This window comes from Pseudomonas sp. P4_C1 (assembly GCF_056402155.1).
This window is the reverse complement of sequence record NZ_JBFUHY010000067.1, coordinates 1-13,748: the sequence shown is the minus strand read 5'-3', so window position 1 is coordinate 13,748 and position 13,748 is coordinate 1. Positions and strand designations below refer to the sequence as shown.

Annotated in this window: 12 protein-coding genes, 4 tRNA genes and 1 pseudogene; 7 read left to right on the top strand and 10 right to left on the bottom strand. The window is 59.5% G+C overall.

Features of this window, described 5'->3' with window-relative positions; genetic code table 11:
• Positions 1-105: 105 nt before the first annotated feature.
• Positions 106-348, top strand: coding sequence for a DUF2790 domain-containing protein (locus AC1DU9_RS23975; protein ID WP_223463675.1), 243 nt, complete (start codon positions 106-108; stop codon positions 346-348).
• Positions 349-356: 8 nt separating this feature from the next.
• Here AC1DU9_RS23975 and AC1DU9_RS23970 read toward each other — a convergent pair whose 3' ends face one another.
• Genes AC1DU9_RS23970 through AC1DU9_RS23960 form a run of 3 tightly spaced genes read right to left on the bottom strand, consistent with a single transcriptional unit; the run spans position 357 to position 4,209 of the window.
• On the bottom strand, positions 357-1,625 hold the full coding sequence (locus tag AC1DU9_RS23970) for an OprD family porin (RefSeq protein WP_223463676.1): 1,269 nt from the start codon (positions 1,623-1,625) through the stop codon (positions 357-359).
• A gap of 16 nt (positions 1,626-1,641) precedes the next feature.
• Positions 1,642-2,862 carry a benzoate/H(+) symporter BenE family transporter gene (locus tag AC1DU9_RS23965; protein ID WP_223463677.1) on the bottom strand — a complete coding sequence of 407 codons (1,221 nt, stop codon included), beginning with the start codon at positions 2,860-2,862 and terminating at the stop codon, positions 1,642-1,644.
• Positions 2,863-2,865: 3 nt separating this feature from the next.
• Complete coding sequence (locus tag AC1DU9_RS23960; RefSeq protein ID WP_223463678.1) at positions 2,866-4,209, bottom strand: aromatic acid/H+ symport family MFS transporter; 1,344 nt, start codon at positions 4,207-4,209, stop codon at positions 2,866-2,868.
• A gap of 219 nt (positions 4,210-4,428) precedes the next feature.
• On the opposite strand from AC1DU9_RS23960, the gene AC1DU9_RS23955 reads away from it, so the two are divergent.
• The 3 genes from AC1DU9_RS23955 to AC1DU9_RS23945 all read left to right on the top strand — a co-directional run bounded on the left by AC1DU9_RS23955 (position 4,429) and on the right by AC1DU9_RS23945 (position 6,692).
• Complete coding sequence (locus tag AC1DU9_RS23955) at positions 4,429-5,055, top strand: DUF1780 domain-containing protein (protein ID WP_007970534.1); 627 nt, start codon at positions 4,429-4,431, stop codon at positions 5,053-5,055.
• Between the two features lie 104 nt (positions 5,056-5,159).
• Positions 5,160-5,333 (top strand): DUF3094 domain-containing protein, encoded by a 174-nt coding sequence (locus AC1DU9_RS23950; protein ID WP_007970531.1) that lies wholly within the window; start codon positions 5,160-5,162, stop codon positions 5,331-5,333.
• Between the two features lie 60 nt (positions 5,334-5,393).
• Positions 5,394-6,692 carry an NAD(P)/FAD-dependent oxidoreductase gene (locus tag AC1DU9_RS23945; protein WP_223463679.1) on the top strand — a complete coding sequence of 433 codons (1,299 nt, stop codon included), beginning with the start codon at positions 5,394-5,396 and terminating at the stop codon, positions 6,690-6,692.
• Positions 6,693-6,878: 186 nt separating this feature from the next.
• On the opposite strand, the gene AC1DU9_RS23940 is transcribed toward AC1DU9_RS23945, so the two are convergent.
• From AC1DU9_RS23940 to rluD, 7 genes are all read right to left on the bottom strand, one after another.
• Positions 6,879-6,955: transfer RNA gene (locus AC1DU9_RS23940), tRNA-Pro, on the bottom strand.
• A gap of 95 nt (positions 6,956-7,050) precedes the next feature.
• A tRNA-Lys gene (locus AC1DU9_RS23935) sits at positions 7,051-7,126 on the bottom strand.
• 5 nt (positions 7,127-7,131) lie between these two features.
• Positions 7,132-7,208: transfer RNA gene (locus tag AC1DU9_RS23930), tRNA-Pro, on the bottom strand.
• A gap of 9 nt (positions 7,209-7,217) precedes the next feature.
• A tRNA-Asn gene (locus tag AC1DU9_RS23925) sits at positions 7,218-7,293 on the bottom strand.
• Positions 7,294-7,593: 300 nt separating this feature from the next.
• Entirely contained in the window at positions 7,594-10,158 is a 2,565-nt protein-coding gene (gene clpB / locus AC1DU9_RS23920) for an ATP-dependent chaperone ClpB (protein WP_223463680.1), read from the bottom strand.
• Positions 10,159-10,288: 130 nt separating this feature from the next.
• A complete protein-coding gene (gene pgeF / locus AC1DU9_RS23915) occupies positions 10,289-11,014 on the bottom strand; it encodes a peptidoglycan editing factor PgeF (protein ID WP_223463681.1) in 726 nt (241 codons plus the stop codon).
• Positions 11,011-11,973 (bottom strand): 23S rRNA pseudouridine(1911/1915/1917) synthase RluD, encoded by a 963-nt coding sequence (rluD, locus tag AC1DU9_RS23910; protein ID WP_008052092.1) that lies wholly within the window; start codon positions 11,971-11,973, stop codon positions 11,011-11,013. Before rluD ends, pgeF begins: the two co-directional genes overlap by 4 nt.
• A gap of 151 nt (positions 11,974-12,124) precedes the next feature.
• On the opposite strand from rluD, the gene AC1DU9_RS23905 reads away from it, so the two are divergent.
• From AC1DU9_RS23905 to AC1DU9_RS23895, 3 genes and pseudogenes are all read left to right on the top strand, one after another.
• Positions 12,125-13,147: an outer membrane protein assembly factor BamD gene (locus tag AC1DU9_RS23905; RefSeq protein ID WP_223463683.1), complete on the top strand. Its 1,023-nt coding sequence runs from the start codon at positions 12,125-12,127 to the stop codon at positions 13,145-13,147.
• A gap of 125 nt (positions 13,148-13,272) precedes the next feature.
• The gene (locus AC1DU9_RS23900; RefSeq protein WP_223463684.1) at positions 13,273-13,506 is read left to right on the top strand and encodes a PP0621 family protein; all 234 of its coding nucleotides are present in this window, start codon (positions 13,273-13,275) and stop codon (positions 13,504-13,506) included.
• Between the two features lie 46 nt (positions 13,507-13,552).
• A pseudogene (locus tag AC1DU9_RS23895) lies at positions 13,553-13,748 on the top strand (hypothetical protein); the annotation flags it as partial.

The following is a 13,748-nucleotide window of genomic DNA, read 5'->3' as shown; positions in this document are numbered from 1 at the left end:
ATGACTGTTACGTTTTATGTAAGGCTGCATCCGCCGTTCGCCCCTTTATCCGTCGGTGGCAAAGACTAAAATTCAGACATCAGAACCGACACGGAGCACGCCAACATGAAAACGTTGATCAGCCTGTTGCTGACCGTCATCGCCACCTCAGCCATGGCCGCTGACAACGAGCCCCTCGCAGTCCTGTACAACCCGGCGCAGCCACTGGACATCGCCAAGGTGGTTTCTGTGTCGGACACCGCGACCGCGTGCGGGGTTGTACCGGCGACCATGGTGTATGTCGATCATCAGGGCCAGACCCACCGCGTGACCTACAACGTCATGGGTGATTGCACCAGCAACCTGTGATCAATGGCTCATAGCACGGTCCACGTGTAGCTGAGGATCAAGCGGTTCTCGTCGATATCACTGCGGTAGTTTGAGCGCGCCATCGCATTGCGCACGCGAATGCCCAAACCTTTGAGGCTGCCGCTCTGCAACACATAGCCGATGTCCAGGTCACGCTCGCGATCCTTGCCTTCGAAACCCTTTCCGGTATCGACATTGTTGCCGCTGATGTAGCGCACGGTACTGGTCAGCCCCGGTACGCCGAGCGCCGCGAAGTCGTAGTCGTAGCGCGCCTGCCAGGAACGTTCATCGGTGAAGGCGAACTCGTAGGTCGGCACTTCGTTGCCCAGCGGCGAGATGTTGGCAAACACCCGTGGGAACGCACTGTCACCGAACATGCCCTGATAGCCGACGTAAAACGTATGACCGCCACGCTTGGCCGACAGCAACGAGAAGAACGCCTGGTTGTCGATATTGCCCAACAGCTTTTTGCCATCCTCGCGGGAATCGAAGTAACCGAGATTGGCGCCGAGGATCCAGTCGCCCACCGGTTCGCTGTGCTTGAGGCCCAGAAAGCGCTGGTTATAGATGTCTTCCAGTTGCCCGTACCAGGCACTGACCGAGCTGCGTTTGTCGTTGAAGGCATAATCGGCGCCGGCAAAGTTGAAACCGTCACTGCTGACCTGGCGCTGCGGCACATGACCGAGCATGGCTTGCATCTTTTCGTCGCCGGCCTCGTTGCGCAGGCTGGTCGAACTCAAGTGACCGCCCTGCAGGGTCAGGCCATTGATCTCGTTGGAGGTGATGCTTACGCCCTGATAACTCGGCGGCAGCAAACGAATATCGCTGAACACCAGCACCGGCAAATTGGGTTGCAACTCACCGACTTTCAGCTCGGTCTTTGAGTAACGCATCTTCAACGCGCCTTCCAGACGGCTGTAATCGTTCGCCGCGCGGCCGTCGCCCTGCACCGGCAGCAAACCGGTATTGACCCGGTCCGGGGCGCTGTCGAGCTTGAGGCCGAGCAAGCCGATGACATCCACACCAAAGCCGACGGTGCCTTGGGTGTAACCTGACTTCACATTGAGAATGAAACCCTGGGCCCACTCTTCAGCCTTCGATTGCTGATTGGCACCGACGATGTCGGAATAGTCGCGGCTGAAGTAGTAATTGCGCGCTTGCAACGTCGCGGTGGCGTCTTCGACAAAGCCGGTTTCAGCCGCCATCGTGCCCGTGGAAAAACTCGAGACGACAGCCAGGGACAACGCTGAACCGGTTGTTGGGAGAATCTGTTTCATCGTTTTTCTCTTATTGTTATTGATCGACTGGTTGAAGGACTTCAGTTGCAGTGGATTTGCGACGGGGAACGGAACGACGGGCGCTCAACAGCACATGGGTGACCATGCCGAAAATCAGCCCCCAGAACGCCGCGGACAAACCGAACAACGACATGCCAGAAGCCGTGACCAGAAAGGTCACCAGCGCGGCTTCACGATCGCTCGGCACCGCCATCGCTCCCGTCAACGCACCGGCAATGGCGGCAAACAGGGCCAGCCCGGCCAGCGCCGCGATCAACTCTTTGGGGAACGCTGAAAACAGCGAGACCAGCGTGGCGCCAAAGATCCCCAACAGCAGGTAGCAAAGGCCGCCGACGACCCCGGCCACGTAGCGCTTGCGAGGATCTTCGTGGGCTTCGCGACCGGTGCAGATCGCCGCGGTGATCGCCGCCAGATTCAGTCCATGGCAACCAAACGGCGCCAGCAATGCCGTGCCCAGCGCGCTACTGGCGATGATCGGGCTCGCCGGCGTTGGATATCCGCTGGCGCGCAGCACCGCCATGCCGGGCACGAACTGACCGGTCAGCGCCACCATCACCAGCGGCAAGGCGATGTTCAGGATCGCGCCCAGGCTGAACTCGGGCGTGATCCACATCGGCGTGGCCAGACCGATCACCAGCGCTTCACAATGCAAATCACCGGTGAACGCGGCAATCGAACAGCCCACCAGCAGCACCATCATCACCGCATAACGCGGCATCACACGCTTGCAGATCAGGTAGCAGGCAAACATTGCAAGGACCAGCAACGGCTTGTGCTGCATCGACACGAACAACCCGGTGCCGAAACTGAACAGGATCCCCGCCAGCATCGCCGCCGCGATGGCGGCGGGCAGCTTGCTGATGATCCGGTCGAAAGCCCCCGAGATGCCAACCACGAAAATGATCAGGCTGCTGACCAGATAAGCCCCCACCGCCTCTGCCAGGGAGATGTCCGGCAACAGCGTCACCAGCAATGCCGAGCCAGGCGCCGACCAGGCGATGATCACCGGAACGCGGTAGCGCAGGCTCAAACCGATACCGAGCACGGCGCTGCCAATGGAGATCGCCCAGATCCAGGACGACAACACTTCCCGCGAAAGATGCGCCGCTTCGGCCGCCTGAAAGATGATCACCAACGGGCCCGCATAGGAAATCACCGTGGCGATGAATCCAGCCACGGCGGCTGACAACGAGAAGTCCTGGAAAAACGCTTTCATGATTCAGGCACCGGTCGCTGACAACGCTGGGTTGAGGCCGGCAGCGCTGCGTCGGCTGCTGATGGCGAACACGGTCATGGCCAGGGCCGCCACCGCACCGGGCAAAGCAAACGCCATGAAGTTCAGTTGCAGGGGCAAGCTGATCCCGAGCAAGGCACCACCCAGCAGCGGACCGACGATGGCCCCGTTGCGCCCGATGCCCGACGCCCAGCCCAGGCCGGTAGAACGAATCGTCATTGAATAAAACTGCGCAGCGCAGGCGTACAAGAGAATCTGCGAGCCAATGGTGGTGGCACCCGCAATGGCGATCAGCAGGTACAACACCGGCATCGGGCTGTTGAAGCCCAACAGAGTGATCGACACCGCCGCCATGGCGAAAAACACCGACAGCACTTTCGGCAGATTGAGTTTGTCGCCCAGCACCCCGCCACCAACCGCGCCGAAGATCGCCCCGAAGTTCAGCACCAGCAGGAACGACAGGCTCGAACCCAGGCTGTAACCGGCGTTGGCCATCAGTTTCGGCAGCCAGGAACTCAGCGCGTACACCATCAACAGACAGCAGAAAAACGCCAGCCACAGCATCAGCGTGCGTAGCGCACGGCCTTCACGGAACAACTGCAACACCGGAGTGCCCGTGCCTTTCACTTCGGTCATGTGCAATTGATCGGACGCTTGCGAGACGTAGGCCGGATCAATCCGCTGGAGAATATTGCGCGCCTCTTCATTGCGCCCCTGACGCAACATGAAGCCCACCGATTCGGGCAGGAAATACATGATCAGCGGCAACAACAGCAACGGCAGGACCGCCACGTAAAACACCGACTGCCATCCAAAAATCGGGATCAGCACAATGCCCAGCCCGGCGGACAGCATGCCGCCCACCGAGTAACCGCTGAACATGATCGCGACCAGCGTGCTGCGGATTTTTTTCGGCGCGTACTCGTTCATCAGCGCCACGACGTTAGGCATCACGCCGCCAATGCCGAGCCCGGCAATGAAGCGACAGAGGCCGAACTCGGTGGGGTTGCGGGCGAAACCATTGAGCACGGTGAAGCCACTGAAAAGCATCACGCAGATCGTGATGGCCTTCTTGCGGCCGATTCTGTCCGACAGCGGACCGAAGAACAGCGCGCCAAACATCATGCCGAACAGTGCATAGCTGCCCAGTGCACCCGCTTGCAAAGGACTGAGCCCCCACTCTTTCATCAGCATCGGCAAGACCACGCCGTAGATCACCAGATCGTAACCGTCGAAGATGATGATCAGGGCACACCAGAACAGCACCATCCAGTGAAAGCGGTTGAAACGAGCGTTGTCGATAACCTCATGTACGTCGATCTTGCGCATGGCATATATCTCTTGTTGTTGTTTTTTTAGAGCGTCGGTATCACGGCTTACGTCCGTACAGCCGAGGGTAGAGGCGCCCGATATGTGGCAATAGCCAGTGCGCGCAGATCACTATCCGTTTTGTGCAGAGCCCTGAAACGGGCATGGGAACGGGAGGTATCGAGCCTCTGCGACAAATTGTCTTCTTTGCGATCACATTTGAACGCTAAGCTTGGGCCTATGGATGACTCAGATTATTTACGCCTGCTGACCATCGCGGCCGAGCAAGCCAACGCGTTCCTGTCCAACGCCCGCAAATGGGAGCGTGAGCGTTGGGTGTGCCAGCGCCTGCTGCAAGGCTTGAACATTCCCTATCGCGCCGATGAGTTCGCCCCCGCAGGGGAGCCGCCGGATGTGTTGTTTCGCGATGCCAGTTTCGAGGTGTTCTTCGTGCTCGACGAGGGCCGGCGCCTCAACGATGAATGGCGCGACGAACTGCAACGCCGGCGCAGCGCGTTTTCCCTGAGCCAACTGGTGCGCCGCGAGGCCAAGCCACGACGTATCCCCGCCAACGAGTTCTTGCTGCGATTGGCGCCGACCTTGCGCAAAAAAGCGCACAACTACAAAGAGCGCGGCATGGATCTGGGTGAGTTGGACATCATTGCCTTCGCCAGCCTCAAACGCGAAGTGCTGGACCTCAACAGCCATTTCCCGCCACCGACCGAATACCTGCGCCAGGGCTGGCGTTCGCTGTCGCTGGTCGGGCCGACCTTCGCCCGCGTGCTGTTCGCTCACCCGGATGCGCCGGATTTCCTGCGCAGCAACCTGGGACGCAGCATTGTGTTCGACGTCGGGATCAGCCTGTGAGCCTCGAGCCTTTCCCCGGTCAGCAGCTAAGCTTCGTTCACAGCTGAATAATTTCCCTGTAGCTTCCACACATTCAGCAACGTCTACCCCTGACGAGGCCCGATATGACCAGCCGCCTGAACCCCGACGACCAAAAGCATGTCGAAGAGTACCTGCAGTTGTCCCAGCACCAAGTCGAGCGCCGGCCTTTCCGGCCGTGGATGCTCCTTGTACTGGTCTTGGCAGTGACCATTGGTCTGGGCTTGTTGAGCCGACTTATCAGTTACCTGACGCTATGAGCCGCCTTGCGCTCGCTTGGGTAACCGTACCGATTTCCTTTAGCCTTGCGAGTTATCCCCATGTCCCATCGTATTGTCATTGTCGGCGGCGGCGCCGGCGGTCTGGAGTTGGCTACCCGTCTGGGTAAGACTCTGGGCAAGCGCGGCATAGCCAGCGTGATGCTGGTCGACGCGAACCTGACCCACATCTGGAAACCGTTGTTGCACGAAGTGGCGGCCGGTTCCCTGAACTCTTCCGAAGATGAACTCAACTATGTCGCCCAGGCCAAATGGAACCACTTCGAGTTCCAGCTGGGGCGCATGAGCGGGCTCGATCGTGCGCAGAAGAAAATCCAGCTGGCCGCCACCTATGACGAAGCCGGTGTGGAGCTGGTGCCGGCCCGTGAAGTGCCTTACGACTCGCTGGTGATCTCCGTCGGCAGCACCACCAACGATTTCGGCACCCAGGGCGCGGCGCAACACTGCCTGTTCCTCGACACTCGTAAACAGGCCGAGCGTTTCCACCAGCAACTGCTCAATCACTACTTGCGCGCCCACGCCGGTCAGACCGACAAAGTCGAGCAAATCAGCGTGGCCATCGTCGGCGCCGGTGCCACCGGGGTCGAACTGGCCGCTGAACTGCACAACGCCGCCCATGAATTGGCGGCCTATGGTCTGGACCGGATCAAACCGGAAAACATGCACATCACCCTGATCGAAGCCGGACCACGGGTGCTGCCGGCGCTGCCGGAACGGATCGGCGGCCCTGTGCATAAAACCCTGGAGAAACTCGGGGTCAACGTCATGACCAATGCGGCCGTCAGTGAAGTGACCGCCGATAGCCTGATCACCGCCGACGGCAAAGTGATCAATGCCAGCCTCAAGGTCTGGGCCGCCGGGATTCGGGCGCCGGGTTTCCTCAAGGACATCGACGGTCTGGAAACCAATCGCATCAACCAGCTGCAAGTGCTGCCGACCCTGCAAACCACCCGCGACGAGAACATCTTCGCCTTCGGCGACTGCGCGGCCTGCCCGCAGCCGGGCACCGATCGCAATGTACCGCCACGGGCGCAGGCCGCGCACCAACAGGCTTCGTTGCTGGCCAAATCGCTGAAACTGCGCATCGAAGGCAAGGCACTGCCGGAGTACAAGTACACCGACTACGGCTCGCTGATCTCGCTGTCGCGTTTTTCGGCTGTGGGTAACTTGATGGGCAACCTCACCGGCAGCGTGATGCTCGAAGGCTGGCTGGCGCGGATGTTCTACGTGTCGCTGTACCGCATGCACCAGATGGCGCTGTACGGGCCGTTCCGCACGGCGATGCTGATGCTGGGCAGCAAGATCGGGCGCGGGACTGAGCCACGGCTGAAGCTGCACTGATATAAAACTGTGGGAGCGAGCTTGCTCCGGGCGGCGTTCCGACGATGGCGTCCTTTCAGTCGATATCAATGTCGCCTGATACACCGTCATCGCGAGCAAGCTCGCTCCCACAGGGTTTTGCGACACGTCCAAGATTTTCGCAGACAAAAAAAATCCCCGTATCTTTCGATACGAGGATTTTTAATATGGTCGGGGTAAGGGGATTCGAACTCCTGACATCCTGCTCCCAAAGCAGGCGCGCTACCGGACTGCGCTATACCCCGGTAAAAAAAAGGCACCTTTAAGAGGCGCCTTCTGCGAACAGAGCTTTTGGCGTCTGATCTTGAGATTCGATTCCAGTGTTACCTGGTTTCAAAAATGGTGGGTCGTGTGGGATTCGAACCTACGACCAATTGGTTAAAAGCCAACTGCTCTACCAACTGAGCTAACGACCCAAAAATGGTCGGGGTAAGGGGATTCGAACTCCTGACATCCTGCTCCCAAAGCAGGCGCGCTACCGGACTGCGCTATACCCCGGTTTGAAATTGGCTCCGTGACCAGGACTCGAACCTGGGACCCAATGATTAACAGTCATTTGCTCTACCGACTGAGCTATCACGGAACTACACATTTCAATTTACAACATTGAAGCTTTACTGCGTTCTCTTCAACCCGTTCGCATCGCTGCGTTCGTGTGTCTGAGGCGCGCTATTCTACAATCTTCAGCACCTCTGTCAACCCCCTAAATTGCTTTCAAGTTAATGATTTTCAACTTATTTTGGATTCCTGCTTGGGGAGCGGAAACCCTGGCGGGTGACTGACTGCGGKGCGCACTTTACAAGCCTTTTCCTTTGAGTTCAACAGCCTAACGAAAAAAAGGCCTCGTTATGCGAGGCCTTTTCAATTTTGCCGCCGTTATGGATCAGACGAAGACGATTTCGTCGTTTTCCACCACGCCGTGAGCGGTATCGCCCGGCATGAATCGACCGGACAGGATCAGCTGCGCCAGCGGGTTCTCGATCCAGCGCTGGATAGCGCGCTTGAGTGGCCGTGCGCCGTACACCGGGTCGTAACCGACCGCGATCAGCTTGTCCATCGCCTCAGGGCTGAGCTCAAGCTTCAGCTCGCGCTCGGTCAGGCGGCTGCGCAGACGGCCCAGCTGAATCTCGGTAATGCCGGCGATCTGATCCCGAGCCAACGGCTCGAAGATCACCACTTCATCGACCCGGTTGATGAACTCCGGCCGGAAGTGGGTGGAAATCGCATCCATCACCGCCGCGCGCTGCGCCTCACGGTCACCGACCAGTTCCTGGATCTGTACCGACCCCAGGTTGGACGTCATGACAATCACGGTGTTCTTGAAGTCCACCGTGCGGCCATGGCTGTCGGTCAGACGACCATCCTCGAGCACTTGCAGCAAGATGTTGAACACATCCGGGTGCGCCTTCTCGACTTCGTCCATGAGGATCACCGAATACGGCTTGCGACGCACCGCCTCGGTCAGGTAACCGCCCTCTTCGTAGCCCACGTAGCCTGGTGGCGCACCGATCAAGCGAGCCACGGAATGTTTCTCCATGAACTCGGACATGTCGATCCGCACCATCGCCTCTTCAGTATCGAAGAGGAACTCGGCCAACGCCTTGCACAGCTCGGTTTTACCGACACCGGTCGGGCCGAGGAACATGAACGAGCCGCTTGGCCGGTTCGGGTCGGACAACCCGGCGCGGGAACGCCGCACCGCGTTGGAAACCGCCACAACCGCTTCGTCCTGGCCGATCACACGCTGGTGCAACAGGCTTTCCATCTTCATCAGTTTTTCGCGCTCGCCTTCGAGCATCTTCGACACCGGGATACCGGTCCACTTCGACACGACTTCGGCGATCTCCTCTTCAGTCACCTTGCTGCGCAGCAACTGGTTTTCGGGTTTGCCATGCTGGTCGACCATTTGCAGGCTGCGTTCCAGATCCGGGATCACCCCGTACTGCAACTCCGCCATGCGGTTCAGGTCGCCTTTACGGCGAGCGGCTTCCAGTTCCTGGCGGGACTGTTCGATCTTCTGCTGGATTTGCGCAGAACCCTGAACCTCGGCTTTTTCCGAGTTCCAGATTTCTTCGAGATCGGAGTACTCACGCTCATGCCGAGCGATTTCTTCCTGCAATTTTTCCAGACGCTTCTTCGCCGCGTCGTCGCTTTCTTTCTTCAGCGCCTGGGATTCCACCTTCAGCTGAATCAGGCGGCGCTCCAGACGGTCCAGCACTTCCGGCTTGGAGTCGATTTCCATGCGGATGCGGCTGGCGGCCTCGTCGATCAGGTCGATGGCCTTGTCCGGCAACTGCCGGTCAGTGATGTAGCGATGGCTGAGCTTGGCCGCGGCAATGATCGCGCCGTCAGTGATCGCCACCTTGTGGTGAACCTCATAACGCTCTTTGAGGCCACGCAGGATGGCGATGGTGTCTTCTTCGCTCGGCTCGTCCACCAGCACTTTCTGGAAACGTCGCTCGAGAGCGGCGTCCTTCTCTATGTATTGGCGGTACTCGTTGAGCGTGGTGGCGCCCACGCAGTGCAGCTCACCACGGGCCAGGGCCGGCTTGAGCATGTTGCCCGCATCCATCGAGCCTTCGCCTTTACCGGCGCCGACCATGGTATGCAACTCGTCGATGAACAGGATGATCTGCCCTTCCTGCTTCGACAGTTCATTGAGCAAGGCCTTTAGCCGCTCTTCGAACTCACCGCGATACTTGGCACCGGCAATCAGCGCCCCCATGTCCAGGGACAACAGGCGCTTGCCCTTGAGGCCGTCCGGCACTTCACCATTGATGATGCGCTGGGCCAGGCCTTCGGCGATGGCGGTTTTACCCACGCCTGGCTCACCGATCAGCACCGGGTTGTTCTTGGTACGGCGCTGCAGGACCTGGATGGTCCGGCGAATTTCATCGTCTCGGCCGATCACCGGATCGAGCTTGCCGTCTTCGGCGCGCTTGGTCAGGTCGACGGTGTATTTATCCAGCGCCTGCCGCGCTTCCTCGTGGTTCGGGTCATTGACGGCCTCGCCACCACGCAGGTTGTTGATCGCGTTTTCCAGGGCTTTCTTGCTCACGCCCTGACCGAGCAACAGTTTTCCGAGCTTGCTGTTCTCGTCCATGGCGGCGAGCAGCACCAGTTCGCTGGAGATGAACTGGTCGCCCTTCTGCTGGGCCAGACGATCGGCCTGATTGAGCAGGCGCGCCAGATCCTGCGACATGTTCACGTCGCCGGTCGGGTTCTGGATTTTCGGTAGCTGGTCGAGCTCTTTGGTCAACTCTTTACGCAGGCTGTTGACGTCGAAGCCCACCTGCATCAGCAGGGGCTTGATCGAGCCGCCCTGCTGTTCGAGCAAGGCTTGCATCAAGTGCGCAGGCTCGATGGCCGGATGATCGTGGCCGACAGCCAGGGATTGGGCATCGGACAACGCTAACTGCAATTTGCTGGTTAAACGGTCTATACGCATGGGTCACCTTCCTATTGAGCAGGCCGGACCGATAAAACATCCTGAATGAAGAAACCTGCCAGATAGCACAATAGATGTGGTCGATTCTGGGAGTTTCAAGCGTCGGAACGTTGATGCAGGTCAGGGAAGTCTAGCGTTCGAGCCAGATCAAGGAAGCAAATCGACCGGTACGAGGATTTCGCCGGTAAGAGAAGAAGCGCGGATCGGTGACTGTGCAGAACCCGCCGCCGTAGACCGCAGTAACCCCGCGAGCCGCCAGACGCAGACGCGCAAGCCTATAGATGTCGGCCATGAACTTGCCGGGGTTTTGGCTCGGTACAAAGGCCTCTGCTGCTTGCGGCAACTGCTGCACGAAGGTTTCGCGCACTTCAGGGCCGACTTCAAAGGCTTGCGGGCCGATGGCCGGGCCAAGCCAGACCAATACCTCGGCAGGCGGTACCGCCAGACTGTCGAGGGTGGCTTCCAGCACGCCCGCCGCCAGCCCGCGCCAACCAGCATGGGCCGCAGCGACACGGGTACCGGCACGGTCGCAAAACAGCGCAGGCAGGCAATCGGCGGTCATCGCAGCGCAGGCGACGCCCGGAGTTGATGTCCAACTGGCATCAGCCGTATCCACCCGGTCAGGATCAGCATGGGCCACGACAATGCCGTGGACCTGCTGCAGCCAGGCCGGTTGAATGGAGAAATGATCGGTAAGACGACGGCGATTCTCGGCAACAGCTTCAGGGCTGTCGTCGACGTGATCGCCGAGGTTGAGGCTGTCGAACGGCGCCACACTGACGCCGCCCGCACGGGTGGTCACGCAGGCTTTGACCCCGGCCGGCGCGGGCCAGTCAGGAATCAGCCAGTCACTCATCCGATGAACGCCTCGCGGTCTTGCTTGAGCAGGGTCAGCAGCCAGACGAAATCTTCCGGCAACGGCGATTCCCAGCTCATGCGCTGACCGGTGGTCGGATGATCCAGCTCCAGGAAACGCGCATGCAGCGCCTGACGCGGGAAGTTTTTCAGGGATTCGACCATGGTTGGGTTGGCGGCCGGCGGAATACGGAAACGACCACCGTAGGCGGGATCTCCGACCAACGGGTAGTTGATGTGCGCCATGTGTACGCGAATCTGGTGCGTACGACCGGTTTCCAGCTTCACCCGCACATGGGTGTGGGAGCGGAAACGCTCGAGCACGCGGTAATGGCTGACGGCCTGCTTGCCACCTTCCATCACGGCCATGCGCTGGCGCTGCTGGCCGTGACGACCGATCGGCGCATTGATCTTGCCTCCGGCTGTCACCACACCGATCACGATGCACTCGTAGATCCGGCTGACGCTGCGGCTCTGCAACTGTGTCACCAACTGCGTCTGCGCTTGAATGGTCTTGGCCACCACCATCAGACCGGTGGTGTCCTTGTCCAGGCGATGCACGATACCGGCGCGCGGCACATTGATGATGTCCGGCACGTGGTGCAGCAAGGCGTTGAGCAGGGTGCCATCGGCATGACCGGCAGCCGGGTGTACCACCAGGCCCGCAGGTTTGTTGATCACCAGGATGTCGTCGTCTTCGTAGACGATGTCCAGGGCAATGTCTTGAGCGACCCATTCGCCCTGAGCTTCCTGCTCGGCAGTCAACTCAAGGATGGCGCCGCCATGGACGATGTCTCGCGGGCGGATAACCGCCCCATCCACAGTCAGGCGGCCGTCTTTGATCCAGGCGGAAAGGCGCGAGCGCGAGTGCTCAGCGAATAATTGTGCGGCGACTTGATCGAGGCGTTGGCCGCCCAATTCGGACGGCACCTCTGCGCGAAGTTCAATTTTATCGGACATGCTCAGACTAGGCGTCGGCACAGCCTTTGGTTTCGGCTGCGCGCTTGTGGTTAAATACGGCGTCTTTTGCCCCGAGGCTATTCAACGGGGCGTTCATCATAACAGGACGGCCACGCCCAAGACAGCGGCCGTCATAGGGACGCAAGCCGCCATGCAAGTGAAACACCTGCTGCTGATCGCCATCCTCGCATTGACCGCTGCTTGCTCATCGAAGGAAGTCGTAGACGAAAACCTCAGTGAAGTCGAGCTGTACCAACAGGCTCAAAACGACCTGGACAACAGTAGCTACACCAGTGCCATCGCCAAGCTGAAGGCTCTGGAATCGCGTTATCCGTTCGGTCGCTATGCCGACCAGGCGCAACTCGAACTCATCTACGCCAACTACAAGAACACCGAGCCAGAAGCGGCCAAGTCCGCTGCGGAACGCTTCATTCGTCTGCACCCACAGCATCCGAACGTCGATTACGCCTACTACCTCAAGGGCCTGACTTCTTTCGATCAGGACGTCGGCCTGCTGGCGCGCTTCCTGCCACTGGACATGACCAAGCGTGACCCGGGCGCCGCCCGCGACTCCTATAACGAGTTCGCCCAGCTGACCAGCCGCTTCCCGAACAGCCGCTACGCGCCAGACGCCAAGCAGCGCATGATTTATCTGCGCAACCTGCTGGCGGCCTACGAAATTCACGTGGCCGACTACTACCTGACCCGCCAGGCCTATGTCGCCGCCGCGAACCGCGGTCGTTACGTGGTGGAAAACTTCCAGGAAACCCCTTCGGTCGGCGACGGCCTGGCGGTGATGACCGAGGCCTACCAGCGCCTGCATCTGGACGAACTGGCGGCTACCAGCCTGGAAACCCTGAAGCTCAACTACCCGAACCACCCGACGCTGGTGGACGGTCAGTTCGTGCCGACCGTGGCCGAAGCCGACAACCGTTCGTGGCTGAGCAAGGCGACTCTGGGCCTGATCGAGTCGCGTCCGCCGCTGCCACCGGGTGAAACCCGCGCCAACCAGGACGTCCAGAGGCAATTCCAGGACGCCAAGGACGCAATCCCGGCCGAGCTCAAGCCTAAAGACGACAATGGCGACGCGGTCGAAGAAGAAAATCACGAAGCGCAAGGCAACAACAGCGACCGCTCGTGGTTCAGCTACATGACTTTCGGCGTGTTCGACTGACACCTCGGGTTGTGCAAAAAGGGAGACTTTCGAGTCTCCCTTTTTTATTTCAGCGCTTTATTACACTGTGCGGCTGTCAGGTCCTTGGCTAAACTGCCGCTTCATCTATCAAAAAGCAGCACACCATGCTTCGTTTATTGTTCTGGGTTGCCCTGATTGCCGCTGCAGTATGGTTCTGGCGCAAGTTCAAGGGGCAGGCATCCACCCCCAAGCCCCCTGCCGAACGGGAAGCGGCGCCCATGGTCCGTTGTGCCCATTGCGGCGTTCACCTACCCCGTGACCGCGCGCTGAGTCACGACCAACAATGGTATTGCAGCCAGGCTCATCTCGAGCAAGACAAGGGTTCCAGAGGCCGCTGATACGTCACCCGAAATGACGGCCGATTGAGGACTATCGCACGCACCCAAGGAACTGAAAGGCGTCGATCGACGTCTGACGCAGATTATTCAAGATCACTCTCTGCGAATGAACCGGGTAATCGAAAACGTCCTCCACTTGTTGTACCGCGAGCAAATGTCGCCGCTACGGCTCGACCTGAAATCACTGGAAATACTCGATAATGAAGCCCCAGCCCCCTATATCACCCCAGCCCCCTATATCA